General features: G+C 63.9%; 33 protein-coding genes and 1 pseudogene. 16 read left to right on the top strand and 18 right to left on the bottom strand.

From position 1 onward, the window contains the following. Nucleotide 1: 1 nt before the first annotated feature. From VITFI_RS03025 to VITFI_RS03080, 12 genes and pseudogenes are all read right to left on the bottom strand, one after another. Nucleotides 2–886, bottom strand: a complete 885-nt coding sequence (locus VITFI_RS03025) for a phosphoribulokinase (RefSeq protein ID WP_089415752.1) — start codon at nucleotides 884–886, stop codon at nucleotides 2–4. Between the two features lie 144 nt (nucleotides 887–1030). Further along, nucleotides 1031–2130 (bottom strand): annotated as a pseudogene (locus VITFI_RS18855) (class 1 fructose-bisphosphatase). A 61-nt stretch (nucleotides 2131–2191) separates the two neighbouring features. After that, nucleotides 2192–3145, bottom strand: coding sequence for a CbbX protein (cbbX, locus tag VITFI_RS03035; protein ID WP_089415753.1), 954 nt, complete (start codon nucleotides 3143–3145; stop codon nucleotides 2192–2194). Between the two features lie 125 nt (nucleotides 3146–3270). Next, nucleotides 3271–3897 (bottom strand): phage virion morphogenesis protein, encoded by a 627-nt coding sequence (locus VITFI_RS03040; RefSeq protein ID WP_157725534.1) that lies wholly within the window; start codon nucleotides 3895–3897, stop codon nucleotides 3271–3273. A gap of 2 nt (nucleotides 3898–3899) precedes the next feature. Then, the gene (locus VITFI_RS03045; RefSeq protein ID WP_089415754.1) at nucleotides 3900–4118 is read right to left on the bottom strand and encodes a hypothetical protein; all 219 of its coding nucleotides are present in this window, start codon (nucleotides 4116–4118) and stop codon (nucleotides 3900–3902) included. Continuing rightward, a complete protein-coding gene (locus tag VITFI_RS03050; protein ID WP_089415755.1) occupies nucleotides 4093–5826 on the bottom strand; it encodes a phage head morphogenesis protein in 1734 nt (577 codons plus the stop codon). Before VITFI_RS03050 ends, VITFI_RS03045 begins: the two co-directional genes overlap by 26 nt. A gap of 2 nt (nucleotides 5827–5828) precedes the next feature. Further along, the gene (locus tag VITFI_RS03055; protein WP_157725535.1) at nucleotides 5829–7481 is read right to left on the bottom strand and encodes a phage portal protein family protein; all 1653 of its coding nucleotides are present in this window, start codon (nucleotides 7479–7481) and stop codon (nucleotides 5829–5831) included. Further along, nucleotides 7474–9102 carry a hypothetical protein gene (locus tag VITFI_RS03060; RefSeq protein WP_198301592.1) on the bottom strand — a complete coding sequence of 543 codons (1629 nt, stop codon included), beginning with the start codon at nucleotides 9100–9102 and terminating at the stop codon, nucleotides 7474–7476. The genes VITFI_RS03055 and VITFI_RS03060 overlap by 8 nt, the downstream gene beginning before the upstream one ends. Further along, complete coding sequence (locus tag VITFI_RS03065) at nucleotides 9102–9650, bottom strand: phage protein Gp27 family protein (protein ID WP_089415757.1); 549 nt, start codon at nucleotides 9648–9650, stop codon at nucleotides 9102–9104. The genes VITFI_RS03060 and VITFI_RS03065 overlap by 1 nt, the downstream gene beginning before the upstream one ends. A 4-nt stretch (nucleotides 9651–9654) precedes the next feature. Next, the gene (locus tag VITFI_RS03070) at nucleotides 9655–9957 is read right to left on the bottom strand and encodes a VpaChn25_0724 family phage protein (RefSeq protein WP_089415758.1); all 303 of its coding nucleotides are present in this window, start codon (nucleotides 9955–9957) and stop codon (nucleotides 9655–9657) included. Next, on the bottom strand, nucleotides 9954–10349 hold the full coding sequence (locus VITFI_RS03075; RefSeq protein ID WP_089415759.1) for a hypothetical protein: 396 nt from the start codon (nucleotides 10347–10349) through the stop codon (nucleotides 9954–9956). The genes VITFI_RS03070 and VITFI_RS03075 overlap by 4 nt, the downstream gene beginning before the upstream one ends. 35 nt (nucleotides 10350–10384) lie before the next feature. After that, on the bottom strand, nucleotides 10385–10654 hold the full coding sequence (locus VITFI_RS03080) for a hypothetical protein (protein ID WP_157725536.1): 270 nt from the start codon (nucleotides 10652–10654) through the stop codon (nucleotides 10385–10387). Between the two features lie 278 nt (nucleotides 10655–10932). Between VITFI_RS03080 and VITFI_RS18350 the strand changes: the two genes are divergently transcribed. Next, entirely contained in the window at nucleotides 10933–11130 is a 198-nt protein-coding gene (locus VITFI_RS18350; protein WP_157725537.1) for a hypothetical protein, read from the top strand. A gap of 57 nt (nucleotides 11131–11187) precedes the next feature. Here VITFI_RS18350 and VITFI_RS03085 read toward each other — a convergent pair whose 3' ends face one another. Both VITFI_RS03085 and VITFI_RS03090 read right to left on the bottom strand, forming a co-directional pair. After that, nucleotides 11188–11649, bottom strand: a complete 462-nt coding sequence (locus VITFI_RS03085) for a hypothetical protein (protein WP_089415761.1) — start codon at nucleotides 11647–11649, stop codon at nucleotides 11188–11190. Between the two features lie 49 nt (nucleotides 11650–11698). Further along, nucleotides 11699–12157: a hypothetical protein gene (locus tag VITFI_RS03090; RefSeq protein WP_157725538.1), complete on the bottom strand. Its 459-nt coding sequence runs from the start codon at nucleotides 12155–12157 to the stop codon at nucleotides 11699–11701. A gap of 90 nt (nucleotides 12158–12247) precedes the next feature. Between VITFI_RS03090 and VITFI_RS03095 the strand changes: the two genes are divergently transcribed. From VITFI_RS03095 to VITFI_RS03165, 15 genes are all read left to right on the top strand, one after another. Then, entirely contained in the window at nucleotides 12248–12448 is a 201-nt protein-coding gene (locus tag VITFI_RS03095) for a DNA-binding protein (RefSeq protein WP_089415763.1), read from the top strand. Nucleotides 12449–12465: 17 nt separating this feature from the next. Further along, on the top strand, nucleotides 12466–12831 hold the full coding sequence (locus tag VITFI_RS03100) for a helix-turn-helix domain-containing protein (RefSeq protein ID WP_089415764.1): 366 nt from the start codon (nucleotides 12466–12468) through the stop codon (nucleotides 12829–12831). Continuing rightward, on the top strand, nucleotides 12828–13616 hold the full coding sequence (locus VITFI_RS03105) for a hypothetical protein (RefSeq protein ID WP_089415765.1): 789 nt from the start codon (nucleotides 12828–12830) through the stop codon (nucleotides 13614–13616). The genes VITFI_RS03100 and VITFI_RS03105 overlap by 4 nt, the downstream gene beginning before the upstream one ends. Continuing rightward, nucleotides 13613–13918, top strand: a complete 306-nt coding sequence (locus VITFI_RS03110; protein WP_089415766.1) for an IclR family transcriptional regulator — start codon at nucleotides 13613–13615, stop codon at nucleotides 13916–13918. The genes VITFI_RS03105 and VITFI_RS03110 overlap by 4 nt, the downstream gene beginning before the upstream one ends. Before the next feature lie 47 nt (nucleotides 13919–13965). Then, entirely contained in the window at nucleotides 13966–14823 is an 858-nt protein-coding gene (locus tag VITFI_RS03115) for a hypothetical protein (RefSeq protein ID WP_089415767.1), read from the top strand. A gap of 2 nt (nucleotides 14824–14825) precedes the next feature. Continuing rightward, nucleotides 14826–15869 (top strand): hypothetical protein, encoded by a 1044-nt coding sequence (locus tag VITFI_RS03120; RefSeq protein WP_089415768.1) that lies wholly within the window; start codon nucleotides 14826–14828, stop codon nucleotides 15867–15869. Continuing rightward, nucleotides 15845–17671, top strand: a complete 1827-nt coding sequence (locus VITFI_RS03125) for a DDE-type integrase/transposase/recombinase (RefSeq protein ID WP_089415769.1) — start codon at nucleotides 15845–15847, stop codon at nucleotides 17669–17671. The genes VITFI_RS03120 and VITFI_RS03125 overlap by 25 nt, the downstream gene beginning before the upstream one ends. Continuing rightward, on the top strand, nucleotides 17671–18006 hold the full coding sequence (locus VITFI_RS03130; RefSeq protein ID WP_089415770.1) for a hypothetical protein: 336 nt from the start codon (nucleotides 17671–17673) through the stop codon (nucleotides 18004–18006). Before VITFI_RS03125 ends, VITFI_RS03130 begins: the two co-directional genes overlap by 1 nt. Beyond that, nucleotides 18003–19163, top strand: a complete 1161-nt coding sequence (locus VITFI_RS03135) for an ExeA family protein (RefSeq protein WP_089415771.1) — start codon at nucleotides 18003–18005, stop codon at nucleotides 19161–19163. Before VITFI_RS03130 ends, VITFI_RS03135 begins: the two co-directional genes overlap by 4 nt. Nucleotides 19164–19165: 2 nt before the next feature. Next, nucleotides 19166–19429 carry a hypothetical protein gene (locus tag VITFI_RS03140; RefSeq protein ID WP_089415772.1) on the top strand — a complete coding sequence of 88 codons (264 nt, stop codon included), beginning with the start codon at nucleotides 19166–19168 and terminating at the stop codon, nucleotides 19427–19429. Next, a complete protein-coding gene (locus VITFI_RS03145; protein WP_089415773.1) occupies nucleotides 19426–20100 on the top strand; it encodes a hypothetical protein in 675 nt (224 codons plus the stop codon). Before VITFI_RS03140 ends, VITFI_RS03145 begins: the two co-directional genes overlap by 4 nt. Then, nucleotides 20097–20735 carry a DUF3164 family protein gene (locus VITFI_RS03150; protein ID WP_089415774.1) on the top strand — a complete coding sequence of 213 codons (639 nt, stop codon included), beginning with the start codon at nucleotides 20097–20099 and terminating at the stop codon, nucleotides 20733–20735. Before VITFI_RS03145 ends, VITFI_RS03150 begins: the two co-directional genes overlap by 4 nt. A gap of 17 nt (nucleotides 20736–20752) precedes the next feature. After that, on the top strand, nucleotides 20753–21286 hold the full coding sequence (locus tag VITFI_RS03155; protein WP_089415775.1) for a regulatory protein GemA: 534 nt from the start codon (nucleotides 20753–20755) through the stop codon (nucleotides 21284–21286). A gap of 139 nt (nucleotides 21287–21425) precedes the next feature. Further along, nucleotides 21426–21692, top strand: a complete 267-nt coding sequence (locus VITFI_RS18860) for a Mor transcription activator family protein (protein ID WP_408645607.1) — start codon at nucleotides 21426–21428, stop codon at nucleotides 21690–21692. Between the two features lie 244 nt (nucleotides 21693–21936). After that, the gene (locus VITFI_RS03165; protein WP_157725540.1) at nucleotides 21937–23028 is read left to right on the top strand and encodes a hypothetical protein; all 1092 of its coding nucleotides are present in this window, start codon (nucleotides 21937–21939) and stop codon (nucleotides 23026–23028) included. Nucleotides 23029–23186: 158 nt separating this feature from the next. On the opposite strand, the gene VITFI_RS03170 is transcribed toward VITFI_RS03165, so the two are convergent. From VITFI_RS03170 to VITFI_RS03185, 4 genes are read right to left on the bottom strand one after another with little or no spacing between them, the layout of a single operon-like run. After that, a complete protein-coding gene (locus VITFI_RS03170) occupies nucleotides 23187–23585 on the bottom strand; it encodes a Mor transcription activator family protein (RefSeq protein WP_089415258.1) in 399 nt (132 codons plus the stop codon). After that, nucleotides 23582–24298 (bottom strand): regulatory protein GemA, encoded by a 717-nt coding sequence (locus tag VITFI_RS03175; protein ID WP_089415257.1) that lies wholly within the window; start codon nucleotides 24296–24298, stop codon nucleotides 23582–23584. Before VITFI_RS03175 ends, VITFI_RS03170 begins: the two co-directional genes overlap by 4 nt. Further along, nucleotides 24298–24969, bottom strand: coding sequence for a hypothetical protein (locus VITFI_RS03180; protein WP_089415256.1), 672 nt, complete (start codon nucleotides 24967–24969; stop codon nucleotides 24298–24300). Before VITFI_RS03180 ends, VITFI_RS03175 begins: the two co-directional genes overlap by 1 nt. Nucleotides 24970–24983: 14 nt before the next feature. Then, entirely contained in the window at nucleotides 24984–25613 is a 630-nt protein-coding gene (locus VITFI_RS03185) for a DUF3164 family protein (RefSeq protein ID WP_089417880.1), read from the bottom strand. Nucleotides 25614–25635: the final 22 nt, after the last annotated feature.

Consider the following 25635-nt stretch of genomic DNA (forward strand, 5'->3'; position numbering starts at 1 on the left):
GTCAGAGGGCTCCCAGCGCACGTTGGCGGCGCTCCATCATTCGCCAGATGAACGGGGTGAAGATGAGCTGCATCGCCAGCTCCATCTTGCCGCCGGGCACCACCAGGGTGTTGGCGCGGCTCATCCACGAGTCGTGGATCATGTTCAGCAGGTAAGAAAAATCGATGCCCTTGGGGTTGGCAAAGCGAATGACACAAATGCTTTCATCGGCCGTCGGGATGTCGCGGGCGATGAAGGGGTTGCTGGTGTCCACCACCGGCACGCGCTGGAAGTTCACATGCGTGTGGGTGAACTGCGGGCAGATGTAATGCACGTAGTCGGGCATGCGACGCAAGATGGTGTCCGTGACCGCTTCGGCGGAGTAGCCGCGCACGTTTTTGTCGCGATAGAGCTTCTGAATCCACTCCAGGTTGATGACGGGCACCACACCCACCAGCAAATCCGGGTGGCGAGCGATGTTGACCTCGGGCGTCACCACCGCGCCATGCAGACCTTCGTAAAACAGCAGGTCGGTGCCTGGGGGCAAGGTTTCCCAGGGGGTGAACGTGCCGGGCGGCTGCTGGTAGGGCGCGGCCTCCACCGGATCGTGCAGGTACTTGCGGCGCTGGCCGGAGCCTGTTTCGCTGTAACTGGCAAACAGCCGCTCCAGCTCGGAGAACAGATTGTTTTCGGGGCCGAAGTGGCTGAAATGTTTGTCGCCGTCGCGCTCGGCGTCTTGCTGGCGCTGGCGCATCTCTTGGCGGTCGTAGCGGTGGAAGCTGTCGCCCTCGATGAGGGCGGCGTTGATCTTCTCGCGCCGGAAGATGTTTTCGAAGGTGCGCGTCACCGAACTGGTGCCCGCGCCGGATGAACCCGTGATAGCAATGATGGGATGTTTGGCGGACATGCCGATGTCTCCTGATGTTGTGAAAAGCGAGCGTGTTGGGCGAGGCATCCCCCTCACCCCAACCCCTCTCCCACGAGGGGAGAGGGGCTTTAAAGGCATTTCTCCCTCTCCCCTTGTGGGAGAGGGCCGGGGAGAGGGGGCACCTCAATCGCGGAACAAACTGCGCTCCCGAAACAGCGGCTCCACGTGCTCAGACTCAGCCGGCTCGCGGTGGTAACGCTCAATGCGCTCAACCTCGTTCTTCGAGCCGAACACCAACCCAATGCGCTGGTGCAGCGCCGAAGGCCCCACGCCCAGCACCGGTTGGCGCCCGGTGGAAGCACGCCCGCCCGCTTGTTCCATCAAAAAGCCCACCGGGTTGGCCTCGTAGAGCAGGCGCAGACGGCCTGGTTTGGTCGCATCCTTGGTGTCACGCGGGTAGAGGAACACGCCACCGCGCATCAAGATACGGTGCGCCTCGGCCACCATGCTGGCGATCCAGCGCATGTTGAAATCCTTGCCACGTGGCCCCGTGCGCCCAGCCAAGCACTCATCGACGTAGCGCTTAACCGGCGGCTCCCAGAAACGCCGGTTGCTGGCATTGATGGCAAATTCCTGCGTGTCCACCGGCACCTGGATGTTCGGATGGGTGAGGAAAAATTCGCGCAAATTGGGGTGCAAGGTGAAACCCACCACGCCATTGCCCACCGAAAGCACCAGCATCGTTGTGGGCCCATAGAGCGCATAACCGGCGGCCACTTGGGTGGTGCCAGGCTGCAAAAATCGGCCTCCACCACATCACGCCCGCTGGCGATCACGTCCTCAGGCGCCCGCAGGATGGAAAAAATACTGCCCACCGACACGTTCACATCAATGTTGCTGCTGCCATCCAGCGGGTCGAACACCAGCAAATACTTGCCGCGTGGGTAACCCGCCGGGATCTGACTCGGGTGCGCCATCTCCTCGGACGCCAGCCCAGCCAGGTGGCCGCCCCATTCGTTGAGTTTGCAAAAAACGTCGTTGGACAGCACGTCCAGCTTTTTTTGCACCTCGCCTTGCACGTTGACGGCGCCGCCTTCGGCGGTGTTGAGCTGGTGGTCACCCAGCACACCGCCCAGTTCACCAAAGGCCACCGCCTGGGCGATGGATTTGCAGGCCAGTGCCACATCCAGGATCAGCGCGTTCAACTCACCGCTGGCGGCAGGGAAACGTCGGCGCTGTTCGATCAGGTACTGCGTGAGGGTGCTGCGGTTGCTCAGGGGCATGGTGGTGTCTCGTTGTGGTTTGTTGTTGTGGTTTTGGGCCGGAATTTGCTGGAATGGCAGCTCAACCAGCGGCGGCAAAGACGCGACTGGCGCGGATGTCTGCCCCTTCGAGCGTGGTGAGATCCGCTTCGGTGAGCACGCGCTCACGATCGGCGAACAGCCGGCTGGCCTGGCGCAAGCGAGCGCGCTCCAGTGCATTGCGCACGCTGCGCGCATTGGCAAAGTGCGGCTGCTGAAGACGCCGCTCCAGGTAAGCCAGAAACACCTCGCGGGCGCCTTCGCCGTAGCGGTAGTGCTGCTGGGCCAGCATGTGGTCGGAGATGTGGAGCAGCTCGTCCACCGCGTAATCCGGAAAATCGAGGTGATGCGCGATGCGGCTGCTCATGCCGGGGTTGGACTGGAAAAAGGTGTCCATCCGGTTCTTGTAGCCCGCCAGGATCACCACCAAGTCGTCACGCTGGTTCTCCATCACTTGGAGCAGGATCTCGATGGCTTCTTGGCCGTAATCGCGTTCGTTGTCGGGTTTGTAGAGGTAGTAAGCCTCGTCGATGAACAGCACACCGCCCATCGCTTTTTTCAGGATCTCCTTGGTCTTGGGCGCGGTGTGGCCGATGTACTGGCCCACCAGATCGTCCCGCGTCACCGCCACCAAATGACCCTGGCGGCAGTAGCCCAGGCGGTGCAGGATTTCGGCCATGCGCAGCGCCACCGTGGTTTTGCCCGTGCCGGGGTTGCCGGTGAAACACATGTGCAGGCTGGGAGACTGCGCGGCCAGACCGAAGTTGTGGCGCAGTTTGTCGATCACCAGCAGCGCAGCAATGTCTCGGATGCGCTGCTTGACTGGCGCCAAACCCACCAGATCGCGCTCCAGCAGCGCCATCACCGGCTCGACTTGGCTGTGTGCCAGCACATCGGCCACGGTGCGGGCGCTGGCCAGCGGATCAACCACCACCGGTGCCGGCACCGCAGCGCGGGCCACGGTTTGGCCAGGAATGGCGTAAAGCGGCGTGCTCATGGGAAGCTCCTAGGTAAGGGGGAGTGAGATATCCAGAGAGATGAAGGCGCGATAAATCCGGGATTTGATGGGATATGACGGGATGCCTCTGGGATGCCTCTGCAAATCAGTTGCAGCCTGTGCAATCAATCCGTGGTGTCGTAGATGTACCGGGTGATGGTGGCCAGCAGGCTCGTTTCGGCCTGAGGTTGTAGCTCTGGGGCCTCTGCGGTGCCGGTGAATGGCAGGTACGGGCGCGCTGGGATGCGGATCGTGAACGGCTTGACCTCATGCCAGCTCTCCCGAGCCCGCTTGTGCTTGTCCTTGGCGAAAACGGCCAAATTGCCGCTTTTGCCTTGGCGCAGCAGGTTGCCCTTTGCGTCGGTGCGCAGGCGTACCTTAATGGAATACGGGGCACGGTTGATGGTCGCGCCAAACTGTTGGGCGGCGGCGTAGGCTGAAGCAGCCCCGCCCGCTCCGATCACCACAAAATCGGGGCCGTAATCCGAGGACACGGACGCGGCCAGCAAGCCGTGATCCTGCAACATCATCAGGACAGAGCTGCCCTTGTTGCTTTTGAGGCGCCGTGCCAGCGTCGATGCGGCCAGCGGTTGCCACTTGGGGCGCCCCTCGGCAGAGAAATTGGCCTCGGCTGCCGCCTCCAGCGTCCCAGCCAGGCGCTTGTACAGCGGTGTGAGGTTGGTCAGCCGGGTGTGCATCCCTTCGAGCCATTGCTGGCTCTGGCCAAACCCGTTGGCGATGACCTCCAGCACGGTCAGGCCACCGCATCAGGCTGTAGGTGGGTGTACCAGTCGTAGTCGGCGGGGATGGGCTGGCCAGTGGCAACGGCCTGCTCCAGCGTTGCGGCCATGCGCTGGTCAGAAACCCCGACGATCCACACATTTGGCTCTTGGCCAAAGCGCTGCGCGTAGGCGTCAGCCGCCGCGAACAGGCGGGCGGCAGAGGGATCAACGGGCAGTGATGGTGCGCTCATACAGTGCGGCCAAATTGGGCATCAGATGGGTGACGATTTTCCACCAGCCGGCGCTGTGGCCTGCCAGCGCCGTCAGATTGGCAAATGCCTCGGTGGCAGATCGGTGGCTGTGGCCTGCGTAATACGCGTCCGAGTGCCCGGGGTATCCCATGCTGGGAGAGCACACCGCGTTGCGCGTCAGGGCGCCGACCAGGTCGGCCAGACTGACCAGGGCGCCGTCAATGGCATATGCAGCCCTGGATGCTGCGCCTGTCGTCCCCACGGCGCGGCGCAAGAAGCGCTCTACATCGCGGGCTTTGAGGGCATCAACCATGATGAAAACATCACGCCGTAGCGTCGTGGGCCATGCGGTGGCTGGGGCGCTGATGTCGTGTGGAGTGCTTTGCATGACCCGGCGCAGGTCGTCCGGCGTCATGCCCATGGCAGCGCATGCGTCGAGAAGGGCACGCTCGGGCGCAGCGGCTATTTGTGCGGCGTCCGAGGCGTATGCCGCCATGTTTTGCGCCCGCTGAACAACGGCGGCGGTCAGTGCGGCGGCGTCCCGATCGGCGGCGGATGTGAACGGGTCGGTGCTGCTGATGTAGCCCTTGCCTTGACCCAGCCGGTAATCCAGGATGTGCCCAAACTCATGCCGCCACGTGGATTGGGAGCGCGCCGCCGTGGGGCTGTGCCCATCCATGTCGATGAGCCTACCAACGAAAGCCCAGGCGCCGTTTTTGTCGAGGCGCTGCACAGACACCGCCTGCTCGCGCAGCACCACATCCCGCAGCCACGCCGGCGCGCCTGCCCAAGCTGGCTGATGCCACGTACCGGCCTCGGTGCTGGCGTCAAACGGCGGCGGCTCGGCGGGCTTGAGAGGCTCAGGCGGCGTTGCATCCACCTTGGCGCGCGCAGCCTTCTTCGCCCGCTTGGCCATCGCTGCCTTCTCTTCCGCGACGCTTTCCAGCCGAGTTTTTGCGGCCCGGTAGTCGCCGGGGTTGTAGTCCCACCCCACGTCTGGGAAGAAGTCGCCACCGCCGGGCAGGATGCCCTTGAGACCCGTCACCTTGACCTTGCGGCCGTCTGGCATCGTCACTGTCTTGGTGACGATCATCCCCTCGCCGTTGCTCAGCTCGATGCCCAGCCCTTGGAATTCGTCCTCGGTCATCGCCACCACACGGCACCGGCAGCCAAACCCGTTGGGTGGGTAGATGATCTTCCAGATCGGGTCATCCCAGCGGAAAACACGCCCGTGCAGCTCGCGGTGTCTGGGCCGCGTGCGCCCGTCCATGATCGCCACGTAACGCCAATAGGGCCGGTCAGTCGCATTGCCCACCATGCGCTGGTAGCGCCCGGCCATGTAGGCGGTCTGGAGGTTGGTCTGGTAGATGGTGCGCAAGCGCCGGTCGCTGCCCAGTTGCACCGTGGTCACCTCGCCGGTGTCGCCATCCAGCAGCTCTTGGCGTCCCCACCAGCCCAGGTCTTGCAGTTGCGGCTTGAGGGTGCGCTTGAACTCGGCAAACGTCATGCCCTGGCCGATGGCCGTGGCCACCTGGGTGCGGATGGTGCCCAGCACCTCCTCGCTGGTGGCCTTGGCCACGGCGAACGCCAGGTCGTGATCCTGGCGCAGCATGTCGCGCCAGTCCCAGGTCAGGCGGTTGCCTTTGCCGTCGAAGAACTCGACGGCATCCGCCGGGGGCTGGGTCAGGTCAAGGGCGAGCGTGGGCATGGTCAGGCGGCCTCAGCGTCCACGCTGGCCACACCGTGCAGCTCGGCGCTGAACATCGCCTCGGCGAGCGTGGATTGCAGCTCTGCCGTGGGCACGCCGGGGAACGCCGTCTCCAGCTTGGCCAGCAGCTCCTCAAAGCTCTGGGCCTCCTCTACCGCCTGCATCAGCGGTGTGAGCATCTCGCGGGCCACTTTGGCCAGCATCTCGGGCGGCAAGTCCTGCACGGCCTTGTCCAGCGCCAGTTGGTCGGCGGGCAGCTTGGCCGGCTGGCCCTCGGCAAAGCTGGCCGGGTTGCGCCGCGCCATCAACTGGCTCAGCTTTGTGGCCAGGCTTAGGCCGGGGCCACCGTCCGTGGGCGGCTTGTCGCTCGGGGTGGGGTTGCCGGGCGCCGGTTGCGGGCCGGTGGGCGCCGGTTGCTGCTTGGGGCGCCAGCCGGTGCCGTAATGCTCGTCGATGTACTCCTGCTGGGGCTCGTAGCCCATGCTGTACACCTGCGAATCAGCATCGGCGCGCGCTTTGCGGTCGTCAGATGGCTTGATCTGGCGGCTGATCTTGCACGGCGTGAGGCTGTTCCATTCGCACAACCAACGCAGCAGGGTTTCATTCAGCGTGTCGCTCAGCAGCTCGTCGGCGGCCTGAACCTGGTCGAGCAGCAAGCGCTCCCGCTCCACCGCCGCCGCCGCCTGGGCGCCGCCCGCGCCGTGCGATGGGGGCTGGCACCACACCTCAGCGATCCAGTCATCCATGTACTGGCACAGCGCTTCTTGCGTGGTGATGCTGCCAGTGAGCTTGCTCTCGATCAGCTCGATGGTGTTGCCATCGGGCGTCATCACAAATCCATCGTTGCTGAATGCGGTCAGCGCGTCGCGCAGCGTGGCTCGTTGCGGCCCCGTGGCGCCGTTGGGGTACTTGCCCCACGGGGTCGGCGAGCCGAATCGATCCACCAATTTCGACCACGCCGCGATGCTCTTGCGCTTAAAAAAGACGGGCCAGTAAAGCTGATGCCCACGGCCCAGCCCATAGGGGTTGTCGTCCTCATCCCCCACTTTGTGAACCACAAATTGCTTGGGTGGGATGGCTTCTCCCCGGATCATGTCAACGGTGGACAGCATCCGCAGTTCGGGCGGACGGGTGGGGTCGTCTTGCACGTACACGAAGCGGCGCTGCGGGCGCTGCACCATCTGAGCAGGCACGATGAGCCCATCACGCCAGGTCGGCACCACCTCCAGCACCGACCAGCCCACCAGCTCGGCCTCCAGCAAGTTGCGGCACGCGCGATTGAACGGTGTGTTGTCGAGGATGCGCTTGAGCGTCGCGGCATCCGCCTTGCCCTTGGCTGAGTCGTCGATCGGGGTGATCTGGTAGGGGTAGCGCAGCAACGTGCCCACGAACTTGCTCATGCCGCTGCTGACTTTGCCGTCGCGCTTCAGGTCGCGGTAGATGCGCCAGTCGTGGTAGCCGCCCTTCTCGCGCAGCACGCTGTCGTTGGGCCGGATGATGCCCATGAAAAGCGGTTCGTAAGGGTCGCGCAGCCGGTGGCCGATCTCGGTGTCCAGCACCGCCGGGGGCATGGCGCCGCCGGTGGGCAGGGTGTCAGTGGGGAGCAGCGGCTCGGTGATGGCGCGCACGCGGCGCCGGGTCGTCGTGTCAGCCATGAATGAAAGCTCCCATGTCATTGGGGTCAGAGCGCGCACCGCCGCTCTCGAACGCAAATTCGGCGCACAGGTTCAGGGCGGCGTGCTCGGCCAGGGCCAGCGAGATGGCGAAATCGCCGTGGCGGAAAAGTTCCGGGTCTTTCAGGTCGCGCGTGTTGGCATCGGGCACACGCGGCACACCGTCCACATCCTCCACACAGCGCAGATCGGCCTCCAGCGTGGCATCACGGGGAAGGTCGATGTGGTCATCCTCAAAGCGCTGCACCAGCTTGGGCATCCAGGCGGCGTACCACCCGACGTTGAGGGTGATCTGGTGGATCATCTGGTGCCCGTAGCGGTCGGCCGTGTACTCGGCCATCTGCTGGCCGGGGCCGGTGGCATCCATCGAGCCGCCAGCAAACCGGGGCAGGCCGTCGATCAGCGCCCACAGCACCTGCTCTTGCTGCCGGGACGGCACGTTGTGCAGCTCCACCACGAACGGAACCACGCGCTTGAGCTGCTGCGTCAGCGCCATCGGTGTGAACTCGGTGAAGTTGCGGTGGCGCGCGTAGTCCTGCCCGAAAACGTGCTGTTGGCTCTTGTCCAGCTTGGCCAGCTCGGGCAGCAGGTGCTGCTTGATCCAGCTCTTGGCGTAGTCGCGGCGCACCTGGTCGGGCAAGCGCACGAAATCGTCATCCAGCGTCAGGCGCAGCACGGTGCGCGGCTCGCGCATCGCCCGGTCGATCCACACGCCAGGGATGGATGCGCCGGCACCGTCGCGCGGGATGGCGTCCAGCTCCTCGCGCATCGCGGCTTTGCGGGGGCCGTAGAGCTGGCGAATCTGCGTGTACCACTTCTTCTTGCCTTCGTCGGTCGGCTGCTGCCGCGTCATGAGGCACACGCGCTCGTACAGGCCATTGCGCACGGCATCGTCAAACGTGGCCGTGTACACCTTGGCATCGGGGCCGTACTGGCCCATTTCGATGTCGCGCACCAACTGGTTGAACGGGTTTTTCTTCCCGTTGTGCGAGCTGATGACCCGAATCTTGCCGCCCCAGATGAGCAACGCCGTCGCGGCCTCCAGCACGGCGGCCACCTTGGCGTGGAACGCCGCTTCGTCGATCACCACGATGCCTTGCAGGCCCCGGATGCTGGCCGGTTTGGCAGACAGCGCCACCACAGCAAACCCAGAGGCAAAGCGGATGCGGTAGGCTGTGATGTCTTTGGTGCTGCCGTCGGGCTGCTGGTCTTTGAAGATGAACTCTTCGATGCGGCTGCATCCGGTGCCCTGGGCTTCGGCGATCACGCGGGCAAGGTGGGCCACGTAGCCCACGAACTCCAGGCCCTTCTCCTTCGTGTCGCCGATGTAATAGATGTTCTGGCCGCCGGCAGAGCGGCGGGAGGCTGCAATCAGGGTGTCGGCAAGCGCCTCGGAAAACGTGATTCCGGTGCGGCGCCCCTTGGGGCACACTTTGATCGGCGCATCAATGCTGACCCACTCGGCCTGGTGCCGCATCAGCACACCATCGGCCAACGGGTTGAAGCCCTGCGGGATGGATTTGACGGTGTCCGGCAGCTCGTCCCACTCCACATAGCGGGTGGTGTCGGCACGTGGGGCCAGTGCTGAGGCTGGAGCGGCCATCACTTCACCCCCAGAACCTTGCGGCGCCAGAAGTCCACTTGCTCTTCATCCATGCCCTGGGCGCGGGCCGCTTCACCCACCACCTTGGCGGCATCTTCCAGCGCCTTCCGACGCTCCTGCTCGCGCACCTCGCGCATCTTCAGTTCCAGGTTGGCGTGGTTGATCTTGGCGCTGCTCATGTCCTTGATTGCGCGAGCCATCAAGGCCACATCCATCGATCCAGCCCCATCCTCCGCATCGCTCATGGCATCAATGGTAGTGAACGCCACGGCACTCAGCATCTGCGGCAGCAAGCGCGCCACATCGCCATCCGGCTCGGCTTCGATTCGATCCACCCACACCTTGGCCACCTGCTGCGCCTCTTGGTATCGCAGCATCGCCATGCTCTGCTTCTGCACGTACCGGCCCACCGCCGAGCGGCTCACCTGGGCGCCCATGTCGGTGAGCACCTGGGTGATTTCGTCCAGCGTCCAGCCTTCTCGGATCAGGTCGGCCAGCCGCTCCTGGGTTTCCTTGGGCAGGTCTTCGATGGATGAACGGCGGGCCATGTGCTCACACCTCCCCGGCGCGCGGGCGGGCGACGCCGGGCACTTGGGCCAGGCCGTTGGCTGCGTCCTGGCCACGTTCGGTCAGCGTGACGATTTGCAGGCCCGCCACGTCCTCCACCGCCACCAGCCCTTGCTCGGCCAGCCAAGCCACATCGGTGCGGGTGCGATCCATCTCCACCGGGTAGCCCAGGCGGGCCGTCATGCCATTGAGTGCGTGCGTGTTGGTGGTGTAGCCGTTGCTGGAGAGCAGCACATGCAGCATCTTCAAGCGCCGGTGTTCGGCCATGTGGTCGGCGAAGCTGTTCATGACTTTCCTTTGGGGATGGGGTGGTGCAGCAAAAAATCACGCACGGTCTCAATGGCGCCGCGTGTGGCCCTGACGTCTGTGGCCAGAGATTCGAGGCTGCGGCCTTGCGATTCGGCGGTGCTTTCGAGCCGGGCCAGGCGCTCTTTGATGTCGGTGACTTCGCCGTGGTTCGGCAGGTGCGCCTGATTGGCAGCGATCGATTCAACCCGACCGGATAGCTGGTTCAGCCGGTCATCGTGGGCGCTGATCTTGTCGCCGAGGTCACTGGCCACGGCCTTGATTTGCTCGGCGTTATCGCGGTCATTGGTTTTGATCCAGGTGTAGATGACACCCAGGATCGGCAGCACCACGGGCGACAGCCAATCGCGCAGGGCTTGCAGTACATCGGCCATCGGGGGGCTCCTCATCCACAGCGGCATTGCGCCGGTTACCACCGACCGTCGATGGACGGTAATGGCTCGCCCCTGTTGAGGATGGGCGTGCTGACAAAAAGGCGGGCAATGATGTTGATGACGCACACCGCCACCACGAGGGCCCCCACCTGATGCGTCGGGATGGTCGGGGGGATGATGTCGGGAGCGGCCTGGGCCACAAATCCCGCCAAGAACACGGCCACCAGCATCATCAAATTAAGCAGGATGGTGTTGGACGATATCCACGATTTCGTGGTGCTCGACAGTGCGGATGACTGGCACATAAAAAATCCTCACAGGCAATGCGAGGATTTTTAGGGGCGGGCGACCGGGATACTAGCTAACGGATGCTCAATATCGGCGGGCCCGTAAAAAAAGGCGCCGGGTGGCGCCTGATACTATTTGATGCCGCAGTCTGTGGATAGAATAAATTAACTGTAACGATCAACGGGGCCACTTCGAGTGCCACGAGTGTCCGAGCGTCACCGCACGCCAGAGCGCCCAGAGCACCGGCTCCACCCCTCACGCCACCGGCAGGTGGTCATCCAATCAGGAGCCACCCATGGACTGGGACGAAGCACACGCCACCTGCTACATCGCTGCGTTTAATGCTGCCGCAAACTGGCCGGTGTCAATCCGTCGGGCCATAGTGGATTGCTTGCGGGTTGCAGTGGAAACGGCAGCTTCATTTGATACTGGAAAAACAGCATTGCTGCGTGCAGCCGATGCGGCGCTTCCAGCGTGTGAGGCACAGTCATAAGCCGTCTATTCCGCAACCACTGACGCCGGGAGGCCGTGAGAGGTTGAGGCCAGAGGCCTAAAACAGCTTCTGAACTTCCACACAATACGTTGCGCGTTGATAGAACGATGGGAAATCTCGCGTAGCCATATCGATGGCGCTTACATCGCCCTCCAATAAAACGGCGATGCGTGCGCCCTTCCACTCAGTTAGCAGCCGCAAACTGTTCAACACAGACCCGCGCAAGAGGTGTGCATCTCGGACGATGAGTGCAACAGGTTGAGCCACTTTGCACAAGACAGCATTGAATTGTGCGAACAGCGCTTGGTCACCATTAGCGGGTGGGCCAATATCGAGAGCTAGCCACCATCGAATAACCAAATCAGTGACCCCATCTCCTTGGGTCGCCTGAGTTTGAAAAACAGTGGCACCGTTGTCACTGCTCCCGCTGAAATACGGTAAGCGGTCAAACACCCATAGCTTTCCGTAGGTGTGCAGGTTCCCAAGCTGGACACCGTGCGAGTCGATCCACTGCGGCATACCACTCCCTTTACCTTAGCGGCCTGATACGGGCAGGCCGCAAACCCAGTCATTGCGGTTTTTTGGCCTCTTGCAGTGCTTCGCGCAACTGCGTGATTGATTCCACCTGCGTGAATACGGCCTCGAATTCCGCAGCACGCAGGCCGGGCAGCATTTCCGCTAGCAGCCGGATGCGTTCGGGAGACGGCCCCGGCCCCTGGACGCGCTCCTGCGCCCGCACTTCTTCCGGCGACAGGCCAGCGTCCACCGCGCGGGCGATGCGAGCCTGCTTAGCCTCCAGCAGTGCTGTGGCCTCTGAGGTGATGCCCGTCAGCACATAGGCCACGTCGATCTTCAGATCGGAGCGCTTGGCAGCCAAGGCGTACAGCTCTGTCTTTGGGAATGCAAATCGACGCTTCCTAAGCGTCCATGCATTCGATGTCAGTCCGAGAGCTTCCGCTACCTGCTTGTCTTCAGTGACCTTGAGTTGCTGCTTTAGGCGCAGCGTGGCCTCTTCAAAAAAGTTCATTGGTTCCCTTGACTTGGTTTCTAATGACACTTAAAGTGTCTTTTGACATGTTAAATGTCATTCAACAGAGCCAAAGAAAGGAGCCATCAAGTGACCCCAGCCCAAGTTAAAGCCCAGTTCGCCGCCTCTGGCACGCCCGTGTCCGAGTGGGCTGACAAGAACGGCTTTCCGCGTGAATCCGTCTATCGCGTGCTGAACGGCTACACGCCTTGCAAGCGTGGTTTGCCGCACCGAATCGCTGTGGCTCTGGGCATCAAGCCCGGCGTCAAAGGCCCGCATCAACCGGGCTGAATCGTACAGGAGATGCCATGAAAGCCCCACCAGAAAAATTTGGTGCAGTCCTCGCCCGCTTAAAAGAGAGCCTTGGAAAAAGCAAGGACGTGGAAATTGCCGATGCACTTGGCATGACAAAAACTGCATTCCATGCCCGCAAAGAAAGAGATTCGTTCCCAGCGGAAAAAGTCGCCGTTTTAGCCCTGCATCGGCCCGATCTGAAGATCGACGTGGCCTACGTGCTGACGGGGGAACGGCAGACGCCGACAAGTGCGGCATCCCAACCCGGAAGGACGTCTGACTTGGCAGACATCGTCGCCGACCTGATTGTTTTGCGCGACATGGTGGATCGAATTCAGCGCCGGCTGAGCCATCTGACAACTCAAGGGGAAGCGGTATGAACACCGAAACCACCCTCTACCGCGCCCACATCACCCTGGGCAATCTGGTCGTCCCGCCGTACCCCGGCGGCGAGCTGTTCGCCATTGATGAGCTGCCGGGCTACTACCCGGCCAACCAGGCCGCCGAAGTCATCAAGGCCAAGGTGATCCTCAAGCTGGACATCCACCACACCGACGCCGCCAGCGTGCGTGTGGCCAAACTGCTGACCCATGCGCAGTTGCACGAGCGCGGGGTGTCGCCCATTGCGGCTCACCGCTTGCTGGAGTCAGAGGGCTGGCTTGGATTCCCCCGTTACATCGCCCCCGAGTTGACTTACTACGCGTTTGACAACCCCCGCAGCGTGCAGATGTTTGGCCAGATGCATGCGGGTGTGATGCAGGGTCAGGTCGATGGCCGCGTGCCGTTCAGGGCGGTGGTGGATCAACTGGAGGATGGCGGGGACGTGCGCCGGTGGATGGTGCCGGTGGGCACCCACCTGACCAACCTGTTGACGCCGCACTGGGACTGCGACGGGGTGGCCGAAGGCCTGCCCAGCATCCTGGCCCGCCATTGGGAGTTGGATGCCGATTGCATTGAGGTGGTGGAAGTGGCCCTGCTGGACGAATGCCGCCTCACCACCCGCCTGCCCGGCGCCCCACTGGCCTACCTGTGGGAGTACTCCGACGGCACGTTCGGCCCCCACCTCTGGCCCGAGGCCATGACCTGCTACGACCTGGTGCCCGATGACTTGCGGGGCTACCTGCAACTGGTGCGCGAAAGCCTGGGTGAAGGGGTGGTGCGATGAGCAGCTACCGCAACGACGCCCAACAGCGGCTGATCCAAGTGATCTTGGCCCTGTTCTCCGACGTGGTGCAGGGCGTGAGCAACGCCGCCATCGCCAAGGCCACCGGCTCCAGTGCCTACAACGTCACGCGTGATTTGGACAACTTGCGCCTCGCCGGCATCGCCGAGCGCGACGAGGGAACGGGCCTGTGGCGCCTGACGCCTCGCCTGCCGCAGCAGGCCGTCAAGGTGTTCAGCGCCATCGACTTGCACGCGGCCAGGGTCGAGCAGGCTCGCAACCGCTTCACCCGCACCCCCGACTGACACCGCAAAAGCGACTTTTTGACGCTTTTCAACTGGGAAAAATCAACATGGCAAACAAGAAAGCAACCGCCCTGCTCGTGCATCCCGAGGTGGATGAAGCCAAGTTCGGCGGCGCGATGGTGGACATGCGGGCCGAAGTCACCGAAACCCAGCAGCGCGCCGTGGCCCTGGCCCGCGAGCTGGGCTACACCGATGAGCTGAGTATCGGCGCACTGGAGGACGGCATCCGGTTCTGGCAGCGCCGCACCGTGGAGGCGTGCCTGGAGCTGGGCAAACGCCTGCTGTTGCTCAAGGAAGCCACCCCGCATGGAGATTTCACGGCTCGCCTGGAACTGCTCGGGTTTGCCAAGCGCTCGGCCTACCGGTTCATGGGGGCCGCTGCCAAGACGGCCAAAAGTGCCAATTTGGCACTTTTGGCGAAGCAGGTGAAGCAACAAAGCCTGTTCCTCGAACTGGTCACCGAAGACGACGATGTGATCGAACGCATCGCCGAAATTGACGATGTGGATCGCATGGCACCGACCGAGCTGCGCAAGGCGGTGCGTGATGCAAAAGCCGAATTGCTGGCCAAAGACGAGCGCATTGCCAAAAAGCAAGAGCGCATCGAAGCGCTGGAGGATGAAACGGCCCGCATCAAGGTGCGCACGAAAGACGAGGCCACCGAAGCGCTGCTGATTGAGTTCGCGAAGGCTGAGGCCACCTGCACGATGACAGTTGCCGGCACCCTGCGCCCCGCCTTGGAAGCCATGCAGGCCGATGCTGGCGACCACACCTTGCGCATGGCCGCCACGGTTGCAAAGCTCATCGTGGAGCTTGAGACGCTGCGCGATGAGTTTGGCCTGCCCACCCTGGGCGCCGAGCAAATCCCCGACTGGATTCAGGCCGCGCAGGGCGGGGAGGCTTGAGCATGGCTGCTACCGCTCAACCCACCCCGCTGCAACAGCGTGCAGCCCTGGCGCTGGCCCTGGGCATCACCGGGGTGTGCGTCACGATGGCCGCTGCTGCCGCGTCAGACCGAGGTGCAGGCGTGGCCGATCAGGCGCTGTACACCGCCGTGGCGGGCGCGTTTGTGGTCGGCTCGCATGTGCTGCCCGCCCTGTCCAGCCGGCGCCCGGGCATGTGGCTGCTGTCGGCCCTGTGCCTGGTTGCCACGCTGTACCACCTCGGCCACTACTTCGGGGCTGCGGCTGACCGTGCAGGCCACCAGCGCGCCACACAGGCCAGCACCGGCCAGGGCGAACAGCAGACGCTCATCCGCCGGCAGATCGACGCCATCAAGGCCAGACCGCTGGCCGACGTGGCCGCTGAACAGGCCAAGGCCACCGCCGATGCGGCCCGCGCCACCGCTGCCGCCAGCCGGTGCGGAGGACGCTGCACCAGCCAGCAAGCCAGCGTGACAGCAGCACAGGCACGCATCGACGCCCTGGCCGTGGAGCGCCAACAGGCCGACCGCCGCGCCGGGTTGGAAGCCCGCTTGCTGACCCTGTCCGCCGCTGCGGACAGCGCCGCCAGCGCGCGCCGGGTTGACCCGATGGATGCACAAATCGCATCCGTCACCGGTCTGCCGGTGGGCGCGGTGGGGCTGCTGGCCACCTTGGCGCAGGGCCTGCTGCTGGAGGTGCTGGGCATCGTGGCATGGACGGTGGCGATCCCATCGCAGCCCCGCGCCGAGGCGCAATCGGAGTCGGTGCGCGATGCCGCTGCCGAATTGGGCGAGCCGGTGCGCGTCATGCCCATCGAGACCAGCCGGCGCCCTGCGGCTGGCCGCTTGACGGCTGTGCGTCCGGCGGGGTTCCCCGCGACATCGGCCATGCCCCCCGCTGCGGGTCAGGGAGTGAGGGCTGCGCCGCCGCCTGCTGCGGCCCGGTCGGGCTGGCGCCAGGCCGGGCAATGGCTGGCCGCACGGATGCCTAGGGGGATGCCGTCATGGCCACACGCAGCCCCGCACTGATTGAGCGCCTGGTGCAGATCGCCCAGGCAGCAGCCCAGGCCCAGCACGGTGGGAAAGAAGCGGTCTACGCAGCCGCTTGCACCGAGCTGGGGATGTCCAGAGCCACCCTCTTGAGAGCACTGAAGGAGGTCACTGTGAAACCGGAACGCAAGCGCCGATCTGATGCGGGGGAGACATCGCTCAAGCGCGATGAGGCCGCGTTGATCTCGGCGTTCATCTTGGAGGGAATGCGGAAGAACGAGAAGCGCCTGGTGTCGGTGCTGGAGGCCGTCACCACACTGCGCCGCACGGGGAACATCCGCGCTGAGTTCGTGGATGCCGATGGCGTGATCCGCGAGCTGTCGATCTCGGCGATTGCTCGGGCACTGCGCACCTACAAGCTCCACCCGGATCAGATGCTGCGGCCCGCCCCGGCGGTGTCCATGCGCAGCCTGCATCCGAACCATGTGTGGCAGGTGGATGCCAGCTTGTGTGTGCTGTTCTACCTGAAGGGTGCTAAGGGCAAGGATTCCGGCCTGCGCGTGGCGGATCACGACGAGTTCTACAAGAACAAGCCGGCCAACCTGGATCGCATTGCCCAGTCCCGCGTGTGGCGCTACGTCATCACCGATCACTACAGCGGCGCGGTGCTGGTGTTCTACGTGCTCGGGGCTGAGAGCGGCATCAACCTGGCCGAGGCGCTCATCTGGGCGATGCAGCCCAAGGGCAACCGCATCCCCATGCATGGCGTGCCTGTGGGCATCTATTGCGACCCCGGCAGTGCCAACACCGCCGGCACCACCAAGAACCTGCTGCGCCGGTTGGATGTGCGGATCGAGGCGCACGCCCCCCGGCAAGCGCGGGCCACTGGCCAGGTGGAGAACGCCCAGAACATTGTCGAAACGCAATTTGAAGCCTGGTTGCGCTTTGCACCGAAGGTGGAGAGCTTGGAGGAGTTGAACGCACTGGCCGGCATCTGGATGGCCAGCTACAACAGCACTCACATCCACAGCCGCACGGGCAAGACACGGTTTGCCGTGTGGCAGGGCATCCAGCCAGAGCAGTTGCGCATCCCGCCAAGCGTGGAGATGTGCCGCACGCTGCTGACCCACGCTCCGGAGCGGCGCACCGTGACGGATCGGCTGTGGGTCGAGTTCGGCGGCAAGTCGTGGGATGTGTCGGGTGTGCCTGGGGTGATGGTGGGCGAAAAGCTGGCCGTCACCTGGAACCCCTACGACACCGCCCAGGTGTTCGTGGTGGATGCCGACCAGGACGGGCACGAAACCCTCTACCCCTGCCAACTGGTGGAGCGCATGGACGACGGCGGGCGGTTTGTGCGTGGCGGCAACGTGTTCTTCGAGGACTACGGGCGCCCCGCCGACACCGTCGCCGACAAGCACCGCAAAGAGCTGGCCTACCTGGCCACCGGTGCCAAGACGCTGGAGGACGCCGACAAGCTGCGCCGCCGCAAGGACTACACGCCGTTCGGTGGCCGCATCAACCCCTTCGACGGGGTGGAGGCCGGGGCGGTGGACTTCCTGCCGCGCCGTGGCGAGCACATGCCCGACCCCGTGACCGTGGCCCCGCCGCCGCCCACGCCGCTGCGTCCGCTGTACCAGCCGCCCACGGATGACCGGCTGCTGAACACGTTCGAAGCGGCCCGCTGGCTGGTGAGCAAGGGCGTGGAGATGACGCCCGAGCGCAACGCCCTGGTGAACCAGTGGCACCCGCAAGGTGTGCCCGAGAGCCAGCTCGATGACCTTAAAGCCCGCCTGGAGCGCCCGGCACCGCCGGCCCTGCGGATTGTGAATGGAGGTGTGTGATGCGCAAGCTGATCACCAGAGGTGAGGCCAGCCCGGCCAGCAGTCAACTGACGAAAGCATGCAGTGATTGCCCGCTGCTGCGCAGTTCGCTGAATGGTTGGCTCGGGGGTAGCACCCCGGAGGAATACGCCCGGCTGTGCCACTCAGATCATGTTGTGGAGTGCCACGTTCATGCTGGCAGCAGGTGCGCAGGTTTGGCCATTTACAGGGCAAACACAGCGAAGCGGCAGCCCAAAGAGCATGCACTGCCGCCAGATCGTGAAGCGGTTTTTTCCAACCGGATGGAGTTCATCGCGCATCACAGCGCGGAACCCTGGAAGGCGGTGAAGCCATGAGCCTGCAACCCCTCCTCGCCCGCCTCGGCACCAGCCAGGCCGACATGGCTCGCGCCCTGTGCCTGGGCAAGGCCACCACCAGCCGGCTGGTCAGCAAGGGCCAGTGGCCCACCCGCAACGCCCCGGCAGTGCGCGCCGCTGCCGCCAAGTTCCTGACCGACCACGGCGCAAAGCCTGAAGACCTGCGCCCCCTATTTACCGCTGGCGAAGACGCCAGCCAACCCACTGCCACCCCCACCGATCCCGAGGACACCACCATGCTGCTGCGATGCGAAAACCTGAACCAGAAAACCAAGATGGCGTTCCGCTTGGCACGCGACCCCTTCCGCGACGACGTGCAAACCCGCGATGACGTGTTCGCCAGCGGCGCCATCCGCTACGTGCGCAACGTGCTGCTGGATGCCGCGCTGCATCACGCGTTCGTGGCCATCGTTGGCGAAAGCGGCTCGGGCAAGAGCACCCTGGCCGAAGACTTGGAACAGCGGGTCATCGACGAAAACAAGCCGGTGAGCGTCATCCGTCCCTACGTGCTGGCGATGGAAGAGAGTGAATCACGCGGCAAGCCTCTGCGCGCCCCGGCCATCGCCGAGGCCATCATCCGCACCCTCACGCCCACGGCGCATTGCAAGAGCAGCCCCGAGGCCCGATTCGCCCAGGTGCATGAGGTGCTGCGCACCAGCCGCCGCGCCGGCCAGAGCCACCTGCTGCTGATCGAGGAGGCCCACAGCCTGCCCGTGCCCACGCTCAAGCATCTCAAGCGTTTTGCGGAGTTGAAGGACGGCCTCTCGCGCCTCATTGGCATCGCGCTGATCGGCCAGCCCGAACTGGCCACCCGCCTGAGCGAGCGCAGCGGCGAGGTGCGCGAAGTGGTGCAGCGCTGCGAGCTGGTGCATCTGCCCGCGCTCGATGGCGACCTGGAGGCCTACCTGCGCCACAAGTTCGCCCGCGCCGGCGCCCAGGTGGATGACGTGCTGGCCCCGGATGCCTACGACGCCATCCGCGCCCGCTTGATCCGCGTGCCCGAGCGTGGCCGCCCCAGTGAGCGCGTGAGCATCTGCCACCCGCTGGTGGTCAACAACTTGGTGGCCCGCGCGATGAATGCCGCCGCATTGGCGGGCATGGCCAAGGTCGATGGCAACGTCATCACGGGAGTCTGACGATGCTGCCCCTGATGACCCGCGCCTTGGTGCGCCCCTTCAGGCTGGCCCACCGCGCCCGGCTGATGCTGCGCCGCGAGGCGCTGGCCTTGCGCCTGGTGTCCGTCGGCCAGTTGATCGAACGCACCACCGAGGAGCGCGAATCGGATCGGCTGGTGGCCGCGTACCGCGACCGCTGGCATGCCGATGAGCTGGCCGACCTGCACCACCTGCGCGACGAACTGACCACCGAGCTGCGCCAAGTGCGCCAGGAGTTGAGCCAATGAAAGCCACCCACGCCACCGCCGACAGCGCCACCGCCGCCGTGACGCACACCACCGCCCCGGTGCTGGGCCTGCACGTCTGCCCCTGCTGCTCGGCGGTGCAGAGCCTGAGCGCCGTCATCGCGGACATGATCAACGACGACGAAGTGCGCCGCTACACCGCCGACATCCTGGCGCACAGCATCCCGCTGGGCGGGCTGGTGATCCGGTATCTGGATTTGCATGTTCCGCCCAAGCAGCGCATCCGCCTGCCCGATGCCCGCGCCCTGCTGGCCGAGCTGGTTCCCGACATGCGCCGCAACCGCATCACGCGCCATGGGCGCGAATGGCAGGCACCCGAAGCGCTCTGGTTCGCGGCGCTGCGCGCCTTGTTCGACCAAGCCGATGCCGGCTCGCTGACGCTGCCGCTCAAGGGTAATGCCTACCTCTACAGCATCTTGGTCAACAAGGCCAACGACTTCGAGGCCAAGTCCGAAAGAGCCCAGCAAGAGCAGCAGCGCCACCGGCCTGCCGTGGGGCAACAGGCACCGGTGCCAGCCGTGGCGGCTGCGCCAGCCATGCCACGGGCCATGCCGCCAGCGGTGCCCTACGTGCCACCCAAAGACGCCATCGAACGCGCCCGCCAGCAACTTGGGCGCAAACCCCACACCGCACAACAGGAGCAACAGCCGTGACGAACTTCCACACCCAAACAGGCCAACCCATTGAACCCGGATACCGCGAGAACGCACGCGGCCAACTGGTGCGCGAATCGGGCATGACCGAAATCGAGAAGCTGGGCGATGAGCTGACCGGCAGCATCGCCGCCGAGTGGCTGGATTTGCAGGCCCGCACCCGCGCGCTCAAGCGTCGCATCTTTGCAGAGATGGCCGCCCTGGCCGAGGTGGCCGCCAGCCAGCACAAGGTGACGCTGGGCGGCGACAAGGGGAACATGACCATCCGCACCTACAACGGAAAGTTCAAGGTCGAGCGTTCGGCGCAGGAGTTCCTCGTGTTCGACGAGAACGTCATGGCGGCCAAGCAATTGCTGGAGGAGTTCGTCGAAGAGAAAACTGACGGAGTTGATCCCGATTTGGTGGTGGTACTGGATCGCACCTTCCGGCGTGGGGAAGACGGGCGGCTGAGCGTGCAACGGCTCACTGAGCTGCTGACCTACGGCATCAAACATCCCAAGTGGGCCCAGGCGATGGACATCATCAACGAGGCCATGCGGGTGGGCGGTGTGCGCAGCTATGTGCGGTTGCACCGTCGGGTGGAAGGCCGCTTTGACAAGTACGAATCGGTGCCGCTGGACATCGCCAAGCTCTGACACAAGGAGACCCGCAAATGGAACCGCTCACCGCATCCGAACGCCGCCGCGCTGCGCCGCCACCGGCGGAAGTCCACCGCCCAGCCCCACGCGCCACCAAGCCGATGGAGCCCAACATCTACGCCAAGGTCGGCATGGCCCGCAAATGGGCTATGGATCAGCGCATCCCAGGGCTGGAGACCGATGAGGCCTACTACGACATGCTCCAAGATCGCTACGGCGTGCGCTCGCTCAAACTGGTGCCCAAGGCCAAGCAGGCGGAAGTTTTCGCGCACTTTGTCGCCCTGGGCTACGGCGCCGGGCGCTCGCAGCCCAGCAGCGATGCATGGGCGCGCTCACCGCTGTGGCTCAAGGCGCGCTGCATCTGGCATGCGCTGGCCGCTGCTGGCGAGGTGCGCAACAACACGGATGATGCGCTGTTGGCCTACGTCAAGCGCCAAACTGGCGTGGATCACTGGCGATGGCTCAATGCCTACCAGTGCCACCGGATCATCGAGGCACTCAAAAAGTGGGCGGCTCGCAAGAACGTGCCGCTGAACGTCGATGGCTGACAGCGCGCGGCTCACACCAGAGCAGCGGAGGCCCTTAGAGGGCCTTTTGCCGTCACGGTACCCAGCGCGCCTGAAAAGTATGGCGCTCACGGTGTACGCCAGACTGCTCGAAGAAATGCCCCCCGCAGATTCGCCAGCTATGCATCGGATTGCGTGGCTGGCGTTTGCGGTTGTTGAGAGCTTGTGCATGGAGCACGGTGGCGAGACGTTCTACATGATGGTTGGTCACGCATACAGGCTGACACAGCGCGACCGCGAAATGATGGCCCGATATACAGGTCGGAACATTGCTGCGCTGGCGCGCGAATACGAGCTGAGTGAGCCACAGGTGCGGCGCATTGTGCGAATGTGGCGTCAGGAGTACCACGCCAAACACCAGCCTCCGCTAGCGCTTGATGGCCCCTGATATGCACTACTGACGAAACAACAAAGCCCCAGAAATGGGGCTTTTTTTCGTCTTGATGGTGCCGATGTATGTCCCGCATCGGATTAGGCGCTCCTATGGGCCTTGGGAACGTTTTGGAACGGGGTTTGTTGGGTATGGGTTGATTGGATTGGTGCGGTTGGCCCGGGGAATCAAGTGGATGCAGGCAATTCTGGAGCGCGTGCTCACTGGAGTTATGCCGTCCCGTTGCGCACCATGTCGTCCCATGAGCACCGCAACAAGCAAACCGACAGCCGCAGCACTCGCCGCCAAGCAGGCGATGGAATCGCAGTTGATCGAGGTATTTGCGGCAGGCACCCGGCCGTCGGAGCAAGGCGACGTGTTCACGATCACCCGTGACGACCTGCTCAAGACCGCCGCCGCCTACGACCCAAAGCTGCACGAAGCACCGTTCACCATCGGCCACCCCGAGACCAGCGACCCGGCGTACGGCTACGCGCTCAAGTTCGCGGTGAGCGATGACGGCAAGTTGTTGGCCAGGGCACATCAGGTGGTGCCCGAGTACGCCCTGCAAGCCACCGATGGCGGCCAGCTCAAGAAGCGCTCCATCGAGTTCTACCACCCGCAAGACCCGGTGAACCCCAAGCCGGGCATCTGGTATCCGCGCCACATCGGCGCCCTGGGTGGACAGCCCCCAGCCGTGAAGGGGCTCAAAGACATCCCCCGCATCCCGCCGCTGTCCGCTCGCACCACCACCCCGACCGCCGCACGTTTTGCCGAGGCTCCCACCCGCCGGGTGAGTTTTGCTGAGGCCTCATCCACCGCCACCGCACCACGGAGCACCACCATGACCGAAGAAGAAATCGCAGCACTGAAGGCTCAGGCTGCCGCTGACAAAAAGAAGGCCGAAGACGCCGAAGCTGCCCGCATCAAGGCCGAAGCCGATGCCAAGGCCGCCCGCGACGCGAACGCGGCCGTGCTCAAGGCCCAAGCTGAATCCCGCCATGCCGAGCATGTGAGCTTCGCCGAGGGCATGTGCGGCAAGGGCCAGACCGGTGCCCGCATCAGCCCGGCCGACATGCCCAAGCTGGTGGCTGTGCTGGACGCCCTGGGCGATGCCGCCACCATCAAGCGCGTGAGCTTCGCCGAGGGCGACAAGCGCGTGGAGTTCGACGCGGTGAAGTTCGTGCGCGATGCGTTCGGCGCGCTGCCGGTGCGGGTCAGCTTCGGGGAGTACAAGCCCCAGGGCACGCCCGCCGCCTCGTTCTCCAACGGCGACCCCGGCGGTGACGTGGCCAGCCTGAGCGATGCCGAACTGGATACCCGCATCAAGCAGCACCAGGCGACCCACAAGTGAAGAGAGATGAGATAAACCACCAAACGGCACGCGATAAATCCGGATGACCTCGGATGAAATTGGCAGTTCTCGGATGGAGTGTGTGAAATAACTTTCAGCCGGTGAAAATGAAAAAGGGCGGCCAACTTTGCCGCCCTTTTGCTTTGCCCGCCTGAGCATTACAACGGGAACTGCCCTTGCCGTTCATCCATCGGCGGCAATCCTTGCTCTTTGCGCACTGCGTCCATGGTGTCGCTCAGCAGTTCATACAGGTAGGTTTCGGTCAGACCGTACTCTTGTGCCAGCTCTTCGACCCGGCGCGACGAGAACGGGCGAGCGGTAGGGCTTGGTTGACTGTACGCATTGAGAATGGCGCGATTCCGTGCGCTGAGAGGCTTGGTCAGGTCGATGGCTGCGGGGATGTACAGGTGAGTGCGAGCGTACATGTTGCACATCCCCACTGCGATTTCTCGCCCAATGGTCGTAGCAGTGTCTGGCGCCATACCGCGATCAGTCAGTACTCGGGCTGCCACGGCCGTCAAGTTCTCAATGAACAGATACGGCTTTTTGCGAGTCATGCCGCCACCTCAATCGGCTTGGCCTTGCGGATGGGCGTTGCCAGTGGCTTAGCAATCGCCTCATCCACCTTGCGCCCCAGCGCTGCGCTGGCGCTTTGCCATGCGCGCCACCACGGCGCCCAACTGGCGCTGTTAGCCGCACGTTCGGCGAACACCAATGCATCACGGTAGGCGGGAGGGTCTTGGCGCATCGTCGGGTTTTCCAAGGCGGCACGCATCTTGGCAACATCGGCGCTCATCGGGCGCACAGCCCAGAACTTCAGCGCTTCAATCACGTCGGACTTTTGCTGTGACGTGAGCCAGTGCAGATCTTCGACCCCGACTTGACGCTTGATGTAATGCGCCAAGGCGCGCTCGCTTGAATCACGCACTTCGCCCAGCACGTATAAAAACAGCCACAGCGCCCGGATTTTTGTGGACGCTGGCGAGCGCTCCAGCTTGCGCCGCCCGGAGCCTGGCGCTGGGGTGCCCCCCTTGCCCGTGCGCTTCCACCCCAGCTCACGCTCAAACAACGTGGTCAGCAGGTGGTACTGCTCAGCCCGCGTGAGTTGGGTAGCCGACGTGCGGCCACCAAACATGCGCGCCATCCGTTGGCGATATTCGGCCTCGGTCATCACGCCCGACGCATCAGCCCAGGTGCGTGCAATGCCCAACAGTTGCGTCAGCGGCGCGGCCTTTGAGGCCTTGGTTGTAGCTGTGGCTGCGGTTGCCATCACAGTCCTCCCAGGTGAAACACACTGCGCACTGCGCGGATCGGCACCTTGGCTTGCCAGAACCAAGATGGGATAACGCGATGCACGAATGGGGGTTCATCGGTCTCGTCCAGGGTCATGGTTGAGCGAAAGTCGGAGGGGGGAACCGACCGCAGTGGCGCGGCCACGGCAGCAGCGGCCGCTCGCGTTTTGACGTTGGACGATAACCAGCGATCTGGCACCAACTGCCACATACCGGACGAATGGAGCGCACACCCCTTGGCACAGGCGCGGGTCAACTCGCGTTGGACATCGTGACGTGAATGACCAATGGCAGTGTGAATGCGGGCCAATGACGATGTCAGATCAGGGCACCCCATAAGAAACGTCAGCGCTTTGTCCAACACGCTGCCCTCATGAGTCAGCAGGCAGACGGGCCGGGTTTGAACTGGTGCATCGGCGGCGACCCACACTGATTTTGGTTCGGGTTCTATTTGGTAAACCAACTTAGCTGCCAACAGAGGCCGAAAGAGGCAAGCCAGTTGGTGTACGTTGATGGGGGAACCAAGCTCAATCATGCGGGCAATCAGCTCGCAGGAGTACAGCGGTTTGCCGGCTTGGCGCAGTACCGACAGCACAGATGCGCGTTTGGAGTTGGGCGCCGGGGTGTAGCGGGCAGATGTTGTGTACATGACAGCCCCCCAGATCAAATGGCCGACCAGTCCAACACGATGGGCACGTATTTGTTCGTGGCCCCCACGCGCTCATAGACCCGGATGTAGCTGCGGCTGCCCGTGACCATGATGCATTCGGCGATGACATGCATGGCGCGTTGCCAGCGCGGGTCGGGGAAATTGAAGCGGCGCAGGCTCAACACCTTGGCCACCGACACCCGCCCCTCTTTGTCCACCTGGAAGGCGTCTTGCGCGATGGCCGCCAGCTCCGGGCGCACGCCCTCAGCGATCCACTCGTCGATGCATTCGCTGATCAGGTTCTTGGCGACTTGCAGACGCTCATCAAACACGATGCAGTCCTGAATGGCCCGTTCGACTTTGTACTGACCATCGAACGAGCGCAGGCTCACATTGCCCTTGTTGCCGCCCCAGGTGATCTCGTACTTCTCAGCGCTGATCTCGCAGAACGCCTGAACGGCATCAAACGTCTTGCGTTTTTTGGCTTGGGTCAGGGCTTGCAGTTCTTTCAACTCGGCCACGATTTCGCGCACCGTTTGATCGCGCAGCTTGTCGATGTCTTCGACCATGGCTTCGGGGATCAGTCGGCCCTGCGGGTCTTGCATGTAGCCGGCGGGGATGGTGGAGGTTTGTTGCGTGCTCATGATGTTGCGGTTGTTGTCGAGG

This window comes from Vitreoscilla filiformis (assembly GCF_002222655.1).
In the GTDB taxonomy this organism is placed as follows: Bacteria; Pseudomonadota; Gammaproteobacteria; order Burkholderiales; family Burkholderiaceae_C; genus Ideonella; species Ideonella filiformis.

What these genes read in the sequence shown, in the direction of transcription:
- VITFI_RS03085 (WP_089415761.1), bottom strand. Translation starts at nt 11,649, where the DNA reads ATGCCGCAGTGGATCGACTCGCACGGTGTCCAGCTTGGGAACCTGCAC.
- VITFI_RS03170 (WP_089415258.1), bottom strand. Translation starts at nt 23,585, where the DNA reads ATGACTCGCAAAAAGCCGTATCTGTTCATTGAGAACTTGACGGCCGTG.
- VITFI_RS03025 (WP_089415752.1), bottom strand. Translation starts at nt 886, where the DNA reads ATGTCCGCCAAACATCCCATCATTGCTATCACGGGTTCATCCGGCGCG.
- VITFI_RS03165 (WP_157725540.1), top strand. Translation starts at nt 21,937, where the DNA reads ATGAGCACCGCAACAAGCAAACCGACAGCCGCAGCACTCGCCGCCAAG.
- VITFI_RS03115 (WP_089415767.1), top strand. Translation starts at nt 13,966, where the DNA reads ATGGCAAACAAGAAAGCAACCGCCCTGCTCGTGCATCCCGAGGTGGAT.
- cbbX (WP_089415753.1), bottom strand. Translation starts at nt 3,145, where the DNA reads ATGAGCACGCCGCTTTACGCCATTCCTGGCCAAACCGTGGCCCGCGCT.
- VITFI_RS03140 (WP_089415772.1), top strand. Translation starts at nt 19,166, where the DNA reads ATGCTGCCCCTGATGACCCGCGCCTTGGTGCGCCCCTTCAGGCTGGCC.
- VITFI_RS03135 (WP_089415771.1), top strand. Translation starts at nt 18,003, where the DNA reads ATGAGCCTGCAACCCCTCCTCGCCCGCCTCGGCACCAGCCAGGCCGAC.
- VITFI_RS03120 (WP_089415768.1), top strand. Translation starts at nt 14,826, where the DNA reads ATGGCTGCTACCGCTCAACCCACCCCGCTGCAACAGCGTGCAGCCCTG.
- VITFI_RS03075 (WP_089415759.1), bottom strand. Translation starts at nt 10,349, where the DNA reads ATGGCCGATGTACTGCAAGCCCTGCGCGATTGGCTGTCGCCCGTGGTG.
- VITFI_RS03100 (WP_089415764.1), top strand. Translation starts at nt 12,466, where the DNA reads ATGAAAGCCCCACCAGAAAAATTTGGTGCAGTCCTCGCCCGCTTAAAA.
- VITFI_RS03070 (WP_089415758.1), bottom strand. Translation starts at nt 9,957, where the DNA reads ATGAACAGCTTCGCCGACCACATGGCCGAACACCGGCGCTTGAAGATG.
- VITFI_RS03180 (WP_089415256.1), bottom strand. Translation starts at nt 24,969, where the DNA reads ATGTACACAACATCTGCCCGCTACACCCCGGCGCCCAACTCCAAACGC.
- VITFI_RS03055 (WP_157725535.1), bottom strand. Translation starts at nt 7,481, where the DNA reads ATGGCTGACACGACGACCCGGCGCCGCGTGCGCGCCATCACCGAGCCG.
- VITFI_RS03125 (WP_089415769.1), top strand. Translation starts at nt 15,845, where the DNA reads ATGGCCACACGCAGCCCCGCACTGATTGAGCGCCTGGTGCAGATCGCC.
- VITFI_RS03175 (WP_089415257.1), bottom strand. Translation starts at nt 24,298, where the DNA reads ATGGCAACCGCAGCCACAGCTACAACCAAGGCCTCAAAGGCCGCGCCG.
- VITFI_RS03090 (WP_157725538.1), bottom strand. Translation starts at nt 12,157, where the DNA reads ATGAACTTTTTTGAAGAGGCCACGCTGCGCCTAAAGCAGCAACTCAAG.
- VITFI_RS03050 (WP_089415755.1), bottom strand. Translation starts at nt 5,826, where the DNA reads ATGCCCACGCTCGCCCTTGACCTGACCCAGCCCCCGGCGGATGCCGTC.
- VITFI_RS03155 (WP_089415775.1), top strand. Translation starts at nt 20,753, where the DNA reads ATGGAACCGCTCACCGCATCCGAACGCCGCCGCGCTGCGCCGCCACCG.
- VITFI_RS03060 (WP_198301592.1), bottom strand. Translation starts at nt 9,102, where the DNA reads ATGGCCGCTCCAGCCTCAGCACTGGCCCCACGTGCCGACACCACCCGC.
- VITFI_RS03065 (WP_089415757.1), bottom strand. Translation starts at nt 9,650, where the DNA reads ATGGCCCGCCGTTCATCCATCGAAGACCTGCCCAAGGAAACCCAGGAG.
- VITFI_RS03185 (WP_089417880.1), bottom strand. Translation starts at nt 25,613, where the DNA reads ATGAGCACGCAACAAACCTCCACCATCCCCGCCGGCTACATGCAAGAC.
- VITFI_RS03130 (WP_089415770.1), top strand. Translation starts at nt 17,671, where the DNA reads ATGCGCAAGCTGATCACCAGAGGTGAGGCCAGCCCGGCCAGCAGTCAA.
- VITFI_RS18860 (WP_408645607.1), top strand. Translation starts at nt 21,426, where the DNA reads ATGCATCGGATTGCGTGGCTGGCGTTTGCGGTTGTTGAGAGCTTGTGC.
- VITFI_RS03080 (WP_157725536.1), bottom strand. Translation starts at nt 10,654, where the DNA reads ATGTGCCAGTCATCCGCACTGTCGAGCACCACGAAATCGTGGATATCG.
- VITFI_RS03105 (WP_089415765.1), top strand. Translation starts at nt 12,828, where the DNA reads ATGAACACCGAAACCACCCTCTACCGCGCCCACATCACCCTGGGCAAT.
- VITFI_RS03045 (WP_089415754.1), bottom strand. Translation starts at nt 4,118, where the DNA reads ATGAGCGCACCATCACTGCCCGTTGATCCCTCTGCCGCCCGCCTGTTC.
- VITFI_RS03110 (WP_089415766.1), top strand. Translation starts at nt 13,613, where the DNA reads ATGAGCAGCTACCGCAACGACGCCCAACAGCGGCTGATCCAAGTGATC.
- VITFI_RS18350 (WP_157725537.1), top strand. Translation starts at nt 10,933, where the DNA reads ATGGACTGGGACGAAGCACACGCCACCTGCTACATCGCTGCGTTTAAT.
- VITFI_RS03145 (WP_089415773.1), top strand. Translation starts at nt 19,426, where the DNA reads ATGAAAGCCACCCACGCCACCGCCGACAGCGCCACCGCCGCCGTGACG.